Genomic DNA, 14,715 nt, shown 5'->3' on the forward strand with positions numbered 1-14,715 from the left:
CCCTCATTCGCTGCGCAGCGCCGTCGCGGTTCTCAACCTGGATGCCCAGCCTGCCGGGATAAGAGCGCCGAGAGTCCCGATGACGACGCCGGCCGAAGCGAGGAGGACGAGGCTGAGGGGTCCGTACACCTGAAGGTAGGCGCTCGGGAGAGTGATGCCGCCGGTCGCGGCGGCCTTCGGCATGACGACGTGGTGCGCGACGACGCCGATGGCGACGCCGATCAGCCCGCCGGCCAGGCCCAGGGCCACCATGGACGTGAGCACGACGGCCATGACCTGGCGTGGGGTCGTGCCCAGGGATTTCAGGATGCCGAAGTCGCGGGTGCGGTCCCGGGTGTTGAGGACCACGGTGTTGAAGACGCCGAGGGCCGACACGACCATCAGCCCGAGGGTGAGCGTCATCATGAGACCGAGCACGACGTCGATCCCGCCGTTGTTCTGCATGGAGATGGCGAGACTCTCGCCGAGCGCCCCGTGGAGGGAGTGCACGTAGGCATCCAGGCTCACGCCCTTCTTCAGCGCCATCTCGAAGTAGGTGGGCTGCAGGCCGGGCATGATCGCCGACATGGTCGCCCAGTCGGTGATGATCTGGTCCCTGCCCACGGCCTGACCGACGATCCGCAGAGCCGTCCGGCGACCCTCGAACTCGACAGTCACGGTGTCGCCCAGTCTCATTCCGCTGGACTTCATGAACGGGCCGGTGACGACGATCTCGGCCGGATTCTGGAGCCATCGGCCCCGAGCCAGGTCATAGCCATGCCGGGCGAAGCCGTCCGGGTAGGCCTTCATATCGGTGGCGTCGTTGATCCCGATCACGTGCACGGGCTGGACGGCGGCAGGGGTCACCTGCTCGGTCCCCGGCAGGGCCCGCAGCCGGGCCTCGGCCTGTGCGGGGCTCAGCGCGGGACCGGGCTTTGGCCCGCCCTCCATGCCCGGTGGGATTCTGGCCGACATAGCGGTGTCGACGGAGATCGCAGCGACATCTCCTCTGTCCTGCCCCGCCATGAAGGCGTTGAGTGACCAGACCAGGCCGGAGGCGAAGGTCACCGCCGCGACCCCGAACGCGACGGCCGCCAGAGTGAGCGCGGTACGGCCGGGCCGGGCGAAGGGCAGGCCGAGACCGAGACTGACCGGGCGGGGCAGCGACGTCCTGGCGAGCAGCCGCTGGACGCGCAGAGCCCTGCCTCTGCGCGGGGCGGCCCCCGCGCTGACGGCCTGGGCCGCGGACAGCCTGCCCGCCCTGACCGCGGGCACCAGAGAGGTGACGGCGACCAGGGCGCCGACGCCGGCGAGGGCGACCACGTCGACCCAGAGCGCGACGCCGGTCGCGGTGGGGATGTCGAGTGCCTCATCCATGCTCGACGTGATGAACCTGGCGAGCAGATTGCCGATGACGACACCGAATGAGCAGCCGATGACACCGGGCACCGCGATCATCACGACATAGACGCCGGTCACCTGGGCGGGCGTGAACCCGAGTGCCTTCAGCACCCCGATGTGGCGGTAGCCCGAGACCACCGCGCCACTGACCACGTTTCCGATGATCAGCACTGCCGCGACCAGGCCGAGCACCCCGAAGGTCAGCAGGAAGGGGATGGCGGCCTTGGCGCCTTCCGTGGCATCGAGCCGGGCGATCCGATAGGACTGGCTGCCCGCCACGGCGCCTGGTGGCAGGTCCGCGGTGACCGCGGACACGCCGGTCGAGGAGTCCGCGAAGCGGTAGAGCATCTGGAAGGAATGCGGGTTCAGTGCCTGAGCCTGTGCGGGTGTGACCCACCCGTCGGCGGTCTGAGTGATCGACCTGACGACGCCGACGATGGTGAGCGGCGAGTGGCCCGGAATCGCTATTCGCTTGCCCACGTTTTCGCAGGCAGCGGAACCGCGACAGTGTATGTGCGGGTCCTTCCTGATCACGATCTCGCCGGGCCCGGTCAACCAGCGTCCCTCGGCCAGCACCAGCCGATCGACCGGACCGTTCTGATCCGCTCTTCCCACCACCGTGATCGGGCCGGGCCGAAGGCCGACGACGTTGGCGTCCTGTACGACCACACTGGCGAAGGGACCGGCGGAGGCGGTGACTCCAGGCAGGTGCGCGGTCGCGCTCAGCCGGTCCGCCGAGACCTTGTCCCCGTCGTACGACACGTTCAGATGCGCGCCCTGCAACCGGGCGAAGGCCTTGTCGTACGGCCCGTCCACGGTGGCGAGCAGCCCGAGCGCCAGCACGATCGTGGCCGTCGAGACCATGACGACCACACCGATGATCAAGGTCTGCAGACGCCTTCTGCGCACGGCCGCGCGGGCGGCCCGCCAGGTCGCTTTCATCGGACGGCCTCCGTGACCCGGCCGTCGGCGAACTCGATGACCCGGTCGGCGCAGCGCGACGCGAGCTTTTCGTCGTGGGTGACCATCAGCAACGTCTGGCCGATCTGGTTGAGATCCTGGAGCAGGTCCATCACCTGCTCGCCGGATCGGCTGTCGAGGGCCCCGGTGGGCTCGTCGGCGAGCAGCAGCGACGGGCGGTTCATGAGGGCCCGCGCGACACCGACCCGCTGGCGCTCGCCCCCGCTGAGGACCGCCGGATAGGCGTTGCGGCGATCGGCGATGCCGAGCTCCTCGAAGAGTTCCATGGCCCGGGCCTGGGCCTGCTTGCGCGGCGTCCCGATCAGCTGCGCGACCAGGATGACGTTCTCCAGCGCCGGGAGGTCGTCGAGCAGGTTGAAGAACTGGAACACCATGCCGATCCGGCGGCGCCGGAACTTGGCGAGTGCCGTCTCGCTCAGCGTGGACAGGTCCTCGCCCTGGAACACGATCGTGCCCGAGGTCGGCCGGTCGAGCCCCGCCACCATGTTGAGCAGCGTCGACTTCCCGCTGCCTGAGGGCCCCATGACCGCGACGGCCTCGCCCTGCCGGATGTCCAGGGTGACGCCGGCCAGCGCGGTCGTATCCCCGTACTCCTTGCGCACGTCGGTGAGCTGCACCAGATGTTCCATGCCGCGAACGTTAGAACCACTCGCATGGGCGGGCCATCGGGCTCGGGGTGTAACTCCGCGCCGGTGTCATTCGTGCGATGTACGGCTTTCGCCCGCCGGAATGATGCACACCGGCCCGCCGACCACGACGATGGGGGAATGCTGGTACGCCTGGTCTGCCTCGTGGCCATCGCGGGTGTCTCGTTCGCCGCCGCCGGCACCACGCTGCACCTGCCGGGCTGGACCGTCCCGTGGATCGCGGCCGCCGTCATCACTCCCCTGTATCTCGCCGCCGGAATGCGTCGCGTGCGAACCCGGGAGCTCGGCGAACGGACCTGGCTGCTGGAGAAGGAACGCGAGACCGCCGCCCGGCTCGCCGTCGAAGGCGAACGGGCCAGGGTCGCGCGGGAGCTCCATGACATCGTGAGCCACAGCGTGAGCGTGATGGTCGTCCAGGCCGGGGCCGCACGGCACGCCGTCGAGGAAGGCGAGACGGCCGACGCGCTCGCCGCCGTCGAGAAGACCGGCCGGGACGCGATGACGGAGCTCAGGCACCTGCTCGGTGTGCTCGCTCCCGATCAGGAGGGCGCGGACGCACTGGCCCCCCAGCCCGGTCTGTCCCGCCTCGGCACGCTCGTCGACCGCATCGCATTCGCCGGCCTGCCGGTCGAGGTCACGATCAACGGTGAGCCCACGCCGCTGCCGACCGGAATCGACGTCACCGCCTACCGGGTCGTACAGGAGGCGCTCACCAACGCCCTCAAGCACGCGCCGGGTTCGCGCGCCGAGGTGAGGGTCGGCTACGGCACCCGCAACCTGCGGATAGAAGTGCTCAACACCGGCTCGAACGCACCCGTGAACGCGGGCGACGGCCGAGGGCTGATCGGCCTGCGCGAACGGGTGGCCCTGTACGGCGGGGACCTCGACGCCCGGCGCCGGTTCGGCGGCGGCTATCGCGTACGGGCCCGGATCCCGCTGGAGCGCCCATGACCAGAGTCGTGATCGTCGATGACCAGACCCTGGTCCGCACCGGCTTCCGGATGATCCTCACCAAGGGCGGCATCGAGGTCGCCGGTGAGGCGTGCGACGGGGCCGAGGCGGTGACCCTGGTCCGGCGGCTGCGGCCGGACGTCGTCCTGATGGACATCCGGATGCCCGAGATGGACGGGCTGGAGGCCGCCCGCCGAATCCTCGAGGACGACCCCGCCTGCAAGATGGTGATGCTGACGACCTTCGACCTCGACAAGTACGTCTACGCCGCGCTCGCCCTCGGAGCCAGCGGCTTCCTGCTCAAGGACGTCACACCCGAGCACCTCGTGGCCTCCGTCCGGCTCGTCGCCACCGGCGACGCCCTCCTGGCCCCCTCGATCACCCGCAGGCTCGTCGAGCGCTTCGCCCGCGCCGACCGGGTCCCCGAGATCCACCGTGACCTGTCCTCGCTGACCCCCCGCGAACTGGAGGTCCTGCGGCTGCTGGGCCGAGGCATGTCCAACGCCGAACTGGCCGCCGAACTGCACCTCAGCGAGGCCACGGTGAAGACCCACCTGGCCCGGATCTTCGCGAAGCTGAACCTGCGCGACCGGGTTCAGGCCGTCGTCGTCGCCTACGAGACCGGTCTCATCGCCCCCGGCGATTGAAGGATGCGCAAGACTTGCCCGGATGCGACCGGAACATGCGGTATCTGAGTTCATTGTCGAGGTGGACCGTGACGTCGTGCTGGCCGCGCGCAGCAGGACCTTGCGGGCCAGGCGCATCTCCACCTGGCCGATGGCGGTGGGCGGTGCCCTCATCGTCGCGATAGCGGTGCTGCTCGGGGTCGAGCTGGTCTCAGACGGGGACGGAGCCGGCGCGTTCGCCTGGGCGGCGTTGCAGGGACTCCCCGGCGTGGTCCTTCTCGTGGGCGCGTCGCGTGAGTTCGCCGCAGTCCGGCGCCTGCGAGAACTCTGGAACACCACTGAGGTTCCGGCGGTCGCGATGCGGATGTCGGCCCGAGGCCTGCGTTGCAGTATCGACATGACGCCGGATGAGCTCTTCTTTCCCTGGTCCGCGGTCACCGGCTTCCAGCTCAGGACGTGGCGTGGGCAACGGTTCCTGGTGCTCGCTCTCGCGCCGGGCGTCACCGCGAGCACCCCGGGCGTCTCCGGGCTGGATCACCCGGATGTGGAACGTGTCCTGCATCGCAAGGTATTCGGCATCAAGGGGATCCGCTTCGCCGTGAGCACGCTTCGCCGGCCGGCCGAGGAGATCGACCAGGCGCTCACGCACTTCTCCGAGGGCCGGGTTCGGATTCATCCCTGAGCACGCGAACGGCCTTGCGTGGAAACGTGACCGCGAACGCCTCTCCGGAGGCCCTCGCTCAGGCCGTCCGGGCGGCGGGCGTCAGCGACGAGCGCCTGATCGAGGCCGTCCGCGTGACACCCGGGGCGGGATTCGTCCCTGCCGACCGTGCCGCGTGTGCGGCGTCTCCCAGCACGGTGCGGGTGCAGCAAACCGTGGCGGACGACGCCGTTCAACCAGCACCCGGTCATCGGCATGCGTTTACCTACTGGGGCTGAGGACGTACACCAGGGACGCCCGGGCCGCCGTGGAGGAAGCGCCTGTGGCGACGGCCAAGAGCGCGGCTCGCCAGGCCGCGGCCAGTATGTCTGCGGCGGGCGCCTTGTGCTTCGTCAGCAACGGTCGCAGTGCGGTGGCGACCGGGTCGTCGCGCTCTACCGGTGGCTGCTCACCAAGGATCCGGCACACGGTGAACCGGACGGCGGCGTCGAAGGCCACCAGGAGCGCGGCGCGCACCGCGGGGTGCCCTCGGCTCCCGACCGCCGCGGCGGCTCCCTCCATTCGTTCGACGATCCGTTTCTCCATGTCCTCGCGGACAGTCAGGTACAGGCCGAGCTTCGAGCCGAAGTGGTGGTACAGCGCGCCAGTGGTGACGCTCGCCTTGCCAGCCAGGTCGACGACGTTGACGGCCTCGTAGCCGGTGAGCTCGAACTGATGGATGGCCGCCTCGATGAGCCGGGCCTTGGCCGAGCCCGGGACCGGAACCCATTCGCGCATGGGGCAAGCATAACTGGTTGACGTCTGGACATAACCAGTTTACGGTCGCCCACATGAAACTGACGTTCCTGTACCAGCCTGTGAAGGACCTCAAGGAGTCGGTCGCCTTCTACCGCGACACGCTCGGATTCGACGAGTCCTGGCGGGAGGGTGAGTCGACCGTCGCGTTCAAGATCCCGGGCTCGGAGGTCGAGCTGATGCTCGATGTGCCACCGAACACCGGGCCGCAATGGGGAGCCGGCGGTTTCTACGCCGTCGACAGCGTCGACTCCTTCCGGCAGTCGCATCCGGAGCTCGACTGGCGGGGCGAGATCGAGATGCCGGGCGGCAAGGGCGCGACCTTCCTGGACCCGACCGGCAACCCTGTTCACCTGTTCGACCAGAGCACCGCCGGACCCGAATAGCGGTAGCCACCGCCGACCTTGATGATCAGTAGTGGTTGCCCGCGGCGGCAGGGTCGGCTTCGGGCTTGCCCCGGTGTGCTGGGGAGGTGCCCTGCTGCGCACGGGACGGCCCTTTGAGCTGGAAGAACGCCTTGGTGGTGAGGAACGGGACGGTTGCCCGGGGCTCGCGGTGACGTCGCGAATGCGCGCACGTCGGCATTAAAGGACGTTGTGCGATCGTCTGGCGGCACCGGCATACCGCGAAAACGACCGCCACCCTCGCCTTCCCCTACGGCGGCAGCGGCGGCATCGACCCGGCCCGGCCCGGCGTGGCGCTGCCCGAACGCGACCGCCGGGGATGCCACAAGGACAGCTGGATGCGGCTCCTCGCCGAAACCGGCCTCCTCACCAACGGTCTCGACACCAACGGTCTTCTCGCCGGGGTCTGGAAACCAATGAACAGGGCCGGGCGCCGTCGTTCTGGCGCCCGGCCCTACTGAATGCCGTGGCCGCGGGGGCGGGGTTCGCGGCCACGGGGGGTCTTACTTGAAGGCGGGCATCAGCTCGTCGTGGATCAGGCGGAGCTGGCCGTCCACGTCCGGGACGCCTTCCAGGTCGCGGCCGGTGAAGGACTTGACCAGGACGGGGTCGGTGATCGCGCAGATCATGTGGTTGACGCCGGTCGGGGCGATGTCGGTCTCGATCTTGGCGCGCACCTCGTCGGGGGTGCCGGCGATCGACAGCTTCTCGGTGATCTCGGGGGTGGTCAGCTCGATCGCCTTGGCCAGGTCACCGTTGCCGATGGCCTGGATGATCGGGGCCATGTCCGCCGGGTCGACGCCGTTGCGCTCCAGCTGCTCGGCCGGCATCGCCGAGGCGTACAGGCCGACCATGCTGCGGGCCGCCTCCTTGGCCGCCTGCGAGTCCGGGCCGACCGCGAAGACGACCCAGGCGCCGATGTCCAGCGACCGGTAGTCCTTGCCCGCGCGGTCGGCGCCGATCTTGAGGTTCTCGACCGCGTACTCGTACGCCTCGCGCGAGTAGCTGAGCGCGTGGTGCACGCCGTCGGACAGCTCGCCGGCGGCCTGGAACGACTTCGGCCCGCGCATCGCGCCGATCTTGACCGGCAGGTGCTCCTGGATGGGACGGGCGAAGGTGAACAGGCCGTCGTAGGAGTAGAACTCGCCGTCGCGGGTGATGGTGCCCTCGTCCAGCAGGGTACGGACGACCGCGACGGCCTCCTTGACCCGGGTGAGCGGCTTGGTCTTCGCCCAGTCGATCTTGTATTGGGCGAGCACGCCGAAGTTGCCGGAGCCCAGGACCACCTCGGCGCGGCCGCCGGTCAGCTCGTCCAGCGTCGCGGCGGCCTGCGCGATCAGCGAGGGCTCGCGCAGGGTCACCGCCGAGACGGACGGGCCCAAGCGGATCTGCGAGGTGTTCGCGGCGGCGGCGGCGAACAGCAGCCACAGGTCCTTGTGCCACGGCTCGTCGGCCGCGTACACCGCGTAGAACCCGAGCTCGTCGGCGAGCTTGATGGAGGCCAGCGAGTCGGCGACGGGGTAGTCGGGAAGCATGGCGTAGCTGAACTTCACGGAAACGTCTCTCCTTGTGGTGTGCGCCCTCGCACACGGTCTGGGGGAAGTGTGGAGATCAGTGGTGCTGCGGTCTGGCTTGGGCGGTCCCCTTCCTGCTCAGCCCTTGATTTCGCACTGAAGTGATCCCAGGGAAAGTGATCTGGACGATTAGGTACTCCAGATGTCGAGTTGCGTGGACCGGGTAGTCACGCGGACAAATCACTAGTGCCGGAACAGGTGCGGATCCTCCGGGTAGAAGAGGCTCACCACAATCTTCTTGGCCGAAGGCTCCAACGTGATCACCTATCGTGCCACGCGCCAGGCGCATGCCACGGCGTGTTCACCCAGTCAAGCAGCCCACAGACGGACAAACCCTCGATATCGAAACCCGCGCCTACAACACGCCGCTCGCCAAGGAAAAGCGACGGCACATCCACTCCCGGGTAGACACCTCTGAGCTGCCGGTACGCCACCAGACCCGCCGTCAGGGCCGGCCCTACACCCTCGTACTGACCAAGACCCAAGCGGTCTTCGAGCTGATGCGGCGGACGACACCTACCCAGTCGACCCGACTTTCCGTGGGCAACCCGGACACATCGCAGAACGTCTACCAACGAGTGGGGGTTTCTGGCGGGAGGAGGCAGGGCGATGCGGATTCCACGCCTGCGAGGCGAGCCGGGGATGGCACTACGAGGGGGAGGGCGACGACACACCCTCCGAAAAATCCTCGATCGGTGCCGCGCGGACGTGGCCTTGGTGACCGCGCTCGAGGAGGAGATGCGGACGCGCACGGACGCGGAACTGCGCGCGCTCACCGAGGCGTACCGGTCCCGGGCGGCGGACGGGGAGATCCTCGGAGCGCTGGTGCCCGAGGTGTACGCGGCGGTCCGCGAGGTCACGCGGCGTGTTCTCGGCGTGCGGACCCATGACCCCCAGGTCATGGCCGGGGTCGTCTTGGCCCTACCTGCCATCGCCCAGATGGATGACGGCGGCGCGGACAGCACTTTGGCCTGTGTGTTTCCGGCCGTTCTGCACGCGCTCGCCGACGAGGGCGGCGTTCACGTCATCACGTCTGATGACGATGCGGCCAGCCGAGACGCGGAGCGGATGGGTCCGGTGTTCCGGATGCTCGGTATGGAAGCCGGCGCCATCGGGCACGAGTCGGTGCCGCGGGAGCGCCACGTTGCATACCGCGCCGACGTCACCTACGGGACTGCGCACGAGTTTGGTTGGGATTACCTGCGAGACAATCTGACGTGGAACGTGGATGAATGCGTGCAGCGTGGCCACCGGTTCGCGGTCGTCTGTGACGCCGAGAGATCGCTCATCGACGAATGCCGGACGCCGCTGATCATCACCGCCCCCGGCGGCGACGCACCCGATTCACCCGAAGACTCCGAGGACCGTCTGGTACTCGCGCAGATCACGATCCGCGGGTATCTGGACACCTACGACGAACTTGCCGCCGTCACGGCCACCGCCACACCCGAGGCGGCCGAGGTGTACCGGCGGCTCTACCACCTGGATGTGGTTCCCGTCGAACAGCCGTCGATCCGCGCTGTCGACGCCGCCACGGACCGGCCCGCGCACACGGGCGGACCGGAGCCCACCGGCCGGCCTCGGCGCGCCATCGATCTCGTCACCCTGGAACGCAAGGTCCAGTACGACGAGGTGCTCGACGAGCAGTGCCGACTGTTCTACGCGCGGCGGTGGGACATCCTTCAAGGTGACGACATGAGCGTACGGGTACGCCGCCTGCTGGATGAGGTCATCGACGGTTGTGTCGCCTCGTACCCGGTGCGTGACATGGACGACCTCCACGAGCTGGGCGAGGCCGTGCGGAACCTGTATCCGATGTCGCCCGCCGTTTCGGAGCTTGTAGCAGCTCATGGCGGGCGGACGCTGCCCAGGCGGCGCATCATAGGTGAGCGGATCAAGGCGGACATTCACGCCGCGTACGACCGCCGCGAACACGACCTCGGCTCCGAGATCCTCCGTGAGCTCGAGCAGCGTGTCCTGCTGGCCGTTGCCGACCGCACTTTGCGCGACCACCTGGCCAACGTAGACCGGCTTACAGATGAGTTCGCCTCGGCGCGTCCCGGCACACGCGACCTCCTGGCCGAGTATCGCCGGCGAGCATGGGAGCTTTTCTACACCGCGGAGGCGACGGCGAAGAAAGAAGCCGTGCGGTTTCTTTTCCACCTCGACGTCGAACTGGAGGAGCCCTGACCGCCCATTGGCGTACCCGGCCGTGCGGGTGCCGGCCTCTGGGGGTGTGAGGCCGTCCGCGCACCGCCGCGTTGGTCGCCGCGGACTTCGCGGGCTTCCTCGAGCGGCTCATCACCGCGGCCCTCGCCGAAGACCCTTGTGCCCCTTCGACCCTTACCGCAGCCGTTAGAACGCAGATGAGCGTGTGGCACAGGTGAGTCCGGATCCCCCGGATCGACCTCCGCCGCGAGGGCCCTGCGCCCCGGTACGGAAGGTGGCGCTACACAGGACCGAGCAGGTCCCAGCGGTTCCCGGCGATGTCGAGGAACACGGCGACCCGTCCGTAGGACTCTGTACGCGGTGCGGTCACGAACTCGACCCCGGCGGCCACCATGCGTCTGTAGGCGGCGTCGAAGTCGTCCACCCGAAGGAAGAACCCCACCCGGTCGGCGACCTGGTTCCCGACGACCATGGCCTGCCGCTCTCCGTCCGCGCGGGCGAGCAGGATGCCCGTTTCGGCACCCGGTGGCCGGACGACGACCCACCGTTTGGGGCGGCCATCGTTGGTCAGCGAGGGTGAGTCCTCGACCAGATCGAAGCCGAGCACGTCGACGAAGAACTCGATGGCCGGGTCGTAATCGTCCACGACCAACGCGACAAGATCGACTCGCACGCTCCCCGAGCATACGGCCGGATACGCCGGGCGGGGACACGTGTGTGGTCGTCGACGCCTACGGCCGGTTGTTCACCGTCTCGCTGTCCACCGGTGAAGTGGTCCGAGTGGAGTCGGGTTCGCAGGGAGTCTCCGCGCTTTCGGTGACCCCAGATGGTCGGCTGATGGCCACGAGCATGCACGCCTTCGGCGAGTACGGCATCCGGATCTGGGACGTGGCCAGCTGGACAGTGATCATGGAGTTGCCTGGGCACAATTTCGCCGGCTCGGCTCGTGGCGGCGTCAACCAAACGCTGGCCGAACCCTTGGATCAACCCATGTGAACAGTGCCGGAAAGACCAGGTGGTAGCGTTCCGGCGCCGCTTCGCGGCTCCTTAGCCTCAGGCGCGTGACCCGGATCTCTCGGCGCGGGCTGCTCGGCGCTGTCGCTGGCGGTACTGCACTTTCGCTGCTCCCTCCCTCACTGCTCAAGGCCATGGCCGCCACACCCCCGCCTGGCGGTCTCGACGCGATTGAGCACGTCATCATCCTGATGCAGGAGAACCGCTCCTTCGACCACTATTTCGGGAGGCTCAGGGGCGTCCGCGGCTTCGGCGACCGCACGCCGCTGCGACTGCCGAGCAGCAAGTCCGTCTTCGAGCAGCCCCGGGCGGGCGGGAGCGGCGTGCTCCCGTTCTCCGCCCGCGCGGCGGCCATTGCCGCGGGCCGGCCGGAAAGCGACATCCAGTACCTCGGCGCGCTGCCGCACGGCTTCGGTGACGCCACACGGGCCTGGGCCGAGGGCTGGTGGAACGACTGGGTGGCGGCCAAGGGCCAGTCCACGATGGCCTACTACGACCGGCGGGACATCCCGCTGCAGTACGAACTCGCGGAGCGCTTCACGATCTGCGACGCCTACTTCTGCTCGGTGCACGGCTCGACCAACCCCAACCGCAACTACCTGTGGACCGGCACCACCGGCTACGAGCCGGACGGCGTCAACCGGGCGGTCACCAACGCGGCGTACTCCTACAGCCACGCCGGCTACAGCTGGACGACATATCCCGAGCGCCTCGAGAAGGCCGGCATCTCCTGGCAGATCTACCAGGAGTGGGACAACTTCACCGACAACGCCGTCGAGTATTTCGTGCCGTTCAAGCAGCTCGGCCGCAAGATCCTCGCCCACGTCAGCGGCGGCTACCGCACCACCGAGGAGTTCTACGACAAGCTCTGGGGCAAGACCCCCGAGCAGCGGGCGGCGTCCCTGCGCGAACTCGATGCCGGCATCGCCACCCTCAGCGAGGCCGAGCGCAAGCTCTTCAACCAGGCGATGCGGCGCTCGGAGCCGGAGACGTTGGTGCCGCGCCTTCGCGCCGACATAAAGAACGGCAAGCTGCCTGCGGTGAGCTGGCTGGTGCCGTCGGCGATCGACTCCGAGCACCCCAGCTCGTCGACCCCGGTCGGCAGCGCCAACCTGATCTATGAAGTGCTCGACGCGATCGCGAGCAGCCCGGAGACGTGGTCGAAGACGGCGCTGCTGATCAACTTCGACGAGAACGACGGCTACTTCGACCACATGCCGGCGCCGACCGCCCCGCGTCCGGCGTCGGGGAACGACGACGACTGGTTCAACGGACGCCCGATCGGCCTGGGCCCACGGGTTCCGATGACGATCGTGTCGCCCTGGACGGTGGGCGGTTTCCTCTGCTCGGAGGTCTTCGACCACACCTCCACGATCCAGTTCCTGGAGAAGTGGACCGGCGTCAAGGAACCCAACATCAGCACCTGGCGCCGCGCGATCTGCGGCGACCTGACCTCGGCGTTCGACTTCGGGCGAACCCACCCGCAGCCCGTGGTGGAGCAGCCCGGACCGGTGCCCGCGCCGATCAGCCGGTGGAACCCGCGGCCGCCGGAGAAGCAGGCGCTGCCGCAGCAGGAGTCGGGCACCCGACCGGCCCGGGCGCTGCCGTACCGTCTCGCCCTCAAGGCCGAGGTGACGGACTCGGCTGTCGAGCTTCAGCTGAGCAATGACGGCACCGTGGCCGCGACCGTGATCGGGTACGCCGCGGACGGTAGCACCCCGAAGACATGGCTGGTGCCTGCGCGCGGGGCGGCCGAGGGCACGGTCACCTACGGCGACGGCGGCTACGACCTGCGTTTGCACGGTCCCGGCTGGTCGATGTGGGCACTGCGCGGCAACGGTGTCGCCGCCGAGGTGGGCCTCGTGGAGGAGATCAGGGCGCGCGCGCTCATGTTGTACCTGACCAACCCGTCGTCGACGACCCGCACGCTGCTGGTCGGCGAGTCGGTCTACTCGAAGAACGGCGGCGACCACGTCCATGTCGTCCGGTTGAAGCCTGGCCAGAAGGTGCCGGTCCGGATCGACGTGGCGCCGCACGGGTGGTACGACGTCGTGGTGGTCGACCGGGACGACCCCTGGTTCTTGCGCCGTGCGTCCGGGCGACTGGCCGACGGCAGGCCGGGCGTCACCGACCCGGCGACCGGTGTCGAGCCTGTCCTGGCCGTAGCCATCACGCTGCCGTCGGCGAACCCGTCGCTCGGCGACGCGGCCTTGGTCCAGGGCGTGGCAGGCGACGTCGTCCTCACCCTGACCAACACCAGCGACAGCCGTCTGGTCGATCTGTCCTCGGCTCTTCACGGCCCATCGGGCTGGACCGCCGAGCCCGCCGGGCAGGCACCGACCACGCTCGCGGCAGGCGCTTCGGTCGACGTCCACTTCAGGGTCACGCCGGCCGCCAACGCGACCGTCGGTGACCTGGCGGCGACCGCGCACGCCGACGGCTCCGGCCTGCTGAGGATCGCAGAGGCACGCGCCAAGGCGTCGGTGGCTCCGGTGCTCAGCGCGAGCTTGAGCGCCCCGGCGAGCTCGCCGAGCACTGATGGCGTCGTACTCTCACCCGGCAAGCCGCTCACCGTGACCGCGACCGTCACCAACGCCGGCCACGCGGACCTTACCCGCGTGGCCGCCGAACCGGCCGTGCCGAACGGGTGGATCGTGACGCCGTCTGGCGACGCGCCGACCACGATCGCGGCCCGCTCCTCCGTGCCGATCGCGTGGGACGTGACGCCGACCGGGTCGAGCGCCCGGAGCTCGGCCACCCTGACTGCGACCGTGACCGGGACCCTGAACGGCAGCCAGGAGCAGGCCACCGCCAAGCTGGCCGCGAAGGTCGGACCCGACATGACCGGCTACCTGCTCGCCGAGGACTTCGAGTCGGTCGCCTCGGAGCTGAAGCCTGCCGTCGACCTCAACGTGCCGGCCGGAATGCTGGGGTGGACCCGTACGCCGCCGAGCGGCTGGTCGATCACCAACGCCCCGGCCATGCCGCAGGGCACGCAGGAGGAGCAGGGCTGGTCGTTCATGTCCAAGCAGTTCTGGTTCGCCTCCGACGGCCAGGACCGCTCGAACTTCACCCGCGGCCTCGGGATAGTCGCCGTCGCCGACCCCGACGACTGGGACGACCACGGCAGCCCGTCCAGCCGCGGCCGCTTCGACTCGACCCTGACCAGCCCCGCGGTCGCCATCCCCGCCGGGACCTCCACGCTGTACCTGGGCTTCGACTCCCACTATCGCCAGGAGAGCCCGCAAGAGGCGGAGGTGACCGTCGCGTTCGACACCGGCCAGCCGGTTCAGGTGCTCCACTACAGCAGCGCCACCAGCGGGAACACCAACCACGGCCAGGACCAGCAGAACAGGTTCGTCTCGCTGCCGTTCTCCGTGCCCTCCGGCGCGACGACGGTGAAGGTGAGCTTCCGCATCTTCAACGCCGGCAACAACTGGTACTGGTCGCTCGACCACATCCGCCTCGGCACCAACCAGATCGCCGACCACTGATCCGGACCGTCAGCCGTCG

13 protein-coding genes are annotated in these 14,715 nt (G+C 69.0%); 7 read left to right on the plus strand and 6 right to left on the minus strand.

Annotated elements, in window-relative coordinates; translation table 11 throughout:
• Positions 1-3: 3 nt before the first annotated feature.
• Entirely contained in the window at positions 4-2,322 is a 2,319-nt protein-coding gene (locus tag HKK74_RS12425) for an ABC transporter permease (protein WP_187243306.1), read from the minus strand.
• Entirely contained in the window at positions 2,319-2,990 is a 672-nt protein-coding gene (locus HKK74_RS12430; RefSeq protein WP_187243307.1) for an ABC transporter ATP-binding protein, read from the minus strand. The genes HKK74_RS12425 and HKK74_RS12430 overlap by 4 nt, the downstream gene beginning before the upstream one ends.
• A 138-nt stretch (positions 2,991-3,128) precedes the next feature.
• Between HKK74_RS12430 and HKK74_RS12435 the strand changes: the two genes are divergently transcribed.
• The 3 genes from HKK74_RS12435 to HKK74_RS12445 all read left to right on the plus strand — a co-directional run bounded on the left by HKK74_RS12435 (position 3,129) and on the right by HKK74_RS12445 (position 5,267).
• Entirely contained in the window at positions 3,129-3,959 is an 831-nt protein-coding gene (locus HKK74_RS12435) for a sensor histidine kinase (protein ID WP_222722177.1), read from the plus strand.
• Positions 3,956-4,606, plus strand: coding sequence for a response regulator (locus tag HKK74_RS12440; protein ID WP_187243308.1), 651 nt, complete (start codon positions 3,956-3,958; stop codon positions 4,604-4,606). Before HKK74_RS12435 ends, HKK74_RS12440 begins: the two co-directional genes overlap by 4 nt.
• 61 nt (positions 4,607-4,667) lie before the next feature.
• On the plus strand, positions 4,668-5,267 hold the full coding sequence (locus tag HKK74_RS12445; RefSeq protein ID WP_187243309.1) for a hypothetical protein: 600 nt from the start codon (positions 4,668-4,670) through the stop codon (positions 5,265-5,267).
• A gap of 240 nt (positions 5,268-5,507) precedes the next feature.
• Here HKK74_RS12445 and HKK74_RS12450 read toward each other — a convergent pair whose 3' ends face one another.
• Positions 5,508-6,023, minus strand: coding sequence for a TetR/AcrR family transcriptional regulator (locus HKK74_RS12450; RefSeq protein ID WP_187243310.1), 516 nt, complete (start codon positions 6,021-6,023; stop codon positions 5,508-5,510).
• A gap of 53 nt (positions 6,024-6,076) precedes the next feature.
• Here HKK74_RS12450 and HKK74_RS12455 point away from each other — a divergent pair, with 53 nt between their 5' ends.
• Complete coding sequence (locus tag HKK74_RS12455; protein ID WP_187243311.1) at positions 6,077-6,427, plus strand: VOC family protein; 351 nt, start codon at positions 6,077-6,079, stop codon at positions 6,425-6,427.
• Between the two features lie 25 nt (positions 6,428-6,452).
• On the opposite strand, the gene HKK74_RS12460 is transcribed toward HKK74_RS12455, so the two are convergent.
• Positions 6,453-6,626, minus strand: a complete 174-nt coding sequence (locus HKK74_RS12460; protein ID WP_187243312.1) for a hypothetical protein — start codon at positions 6,624-6,626, stop codon at positions 6,453-6,455.
• A 322-nt stretch (positions 6,627-6,948) separates the two neighbouring features.
• Positions 6,949-7,998 (minus strand): LLM class flavin-dependent oxidoreductase, encoded by a 1,050-nt coding sequence (locus HKK74_RS12465; protein ID WP_187243313.1) that lies wholly within the window; start codon positions 7,996-7,998, stop codon positions 6,949-6,951.
• Positions 7,999-8,661: 663 nt separating this feature from the next.
• Between HKK74_RS12465 and HKK74_RS12470 the strand changes: the two genes are divergently transcribed.
• Positions 8,662-10,209: a hypothetical protein gene (locus HKK74_RS12470; protein ID WP_281397751.1), complete on the plus strand. Its 1,548-nt coding sequence runs from the start codon at positions 8,662-8,664 to the stop codon at positions 10,207-10,209.
• Between the two features lie 259 nt (positions 10,210-10,468).
• Here the strand turns inward: HKK74_RS12470 and HKK74_RS12475 are convergent, their stop codons facing one another.
• Positions 10,469-10,861, minus strand: a complete 393-nt coding sequence (locus tag HKK74_RS12475; protein WP_187243315.1) for a VOC family protein — start codon at positions 10,859-10,861, stop codon at positions 10,469-10,471.
• 44 nt (positions 10,862-10,905) lie between these two features.
• Between HKK74_RS12475 and HKK74_RS12480 the strand changes: the two genes are divergently transcribed.
• Positions 10,906-11,184, plus strand: coding sequence for a hypothetical protein (locus tag HKK74_RS12480; protein WP_187243316.1), 279 nt, complete (start codon positions 10,906-10,908; stop codon positions 11,182-11,184).
• A 65-nt stretch (positions 11,185-11,249) separates the two neighbouring features.
• A complete protein-coding gene (locus HKK74_RS12485) occupies positions 11,250-14,696 on the plus strand; it encodes a phosphocholine-specific phospholipase C (protein WP_187243317.1) in 3,447 nt (1,148 codons plus the stop codon).
• Positions 14,697-14,715: the final 19 nt, after the last annotated feature.

Origin of the sequence: Actinomadura alba, from assembly GCF_014323705.1 — a bacterium.
GTDB lineage: Bacteria > Actinomycetota > Actinomycetes > Streptosporangiales > Streptosporangiaceae > Actinomadura_C > Actinomadura_C alba.

Bases quoted from the DNA above. Each gene is read 5' to 3' on its own strand.
- HKK74_RS12425 (WP_187243306.1), bottom strand. From the start codon at position 2,322: ATGAAAGCGACCTGGCGGGCCGCCCGCGCGGCCGTGCGCAGAAGGCGT.
- HKK74_RS12430 (WP_187243307.1), bottom strand. From the start codon at position 2,990: ATGGAACATCTGGTGCAGCTCACCGACGTGCGCAAGGAGTACGGGGAT.
- HKK74_RS12435 (WP_222722177.1), top strand. From the start codon at position 3,129: ATGCTGGTACGCCTGGTCTGCCTCGTGGCCATCGCGGGTGTCTCGTTC.
- HKK74_RS12440 (WP_187243308.1), top strand. From the start codon at position 3,956: ATGACCAGAGTCGTGATCGTCGATGACCAGACCCTGGTCCGCACCGGC.
- HKK74_RS12450 (WP_187243310.1), bottom strand. From the start codon at position 6,023: ATGCGCGAATGGGTTCCGGTCCCGGGCTCGGCCAAGGCCCGGCTCATC.
- HKK74_RS12455 (WP_187243311.1), top strand. From the start codon at position 6,077: ATGAAACTGACGTTCCTGTACCAGCCTGTGAAGGACCTCAAGGAGTCG.
- HKK74_RS12460 (WP_187243312.1), bottom strand. From the start codon at position 6,626: ATGCCGACGTGCGCGCATTCGCGACGTCACCGCGAGCCCCGGGCAACC.
- HKK74_RS12470 (WP_281397751.1), top strand. From the start codon at position 8,662: ATGGCACTACGAGGGGGAGGGCGACGACACACCCTCCGAAAAATCCTC.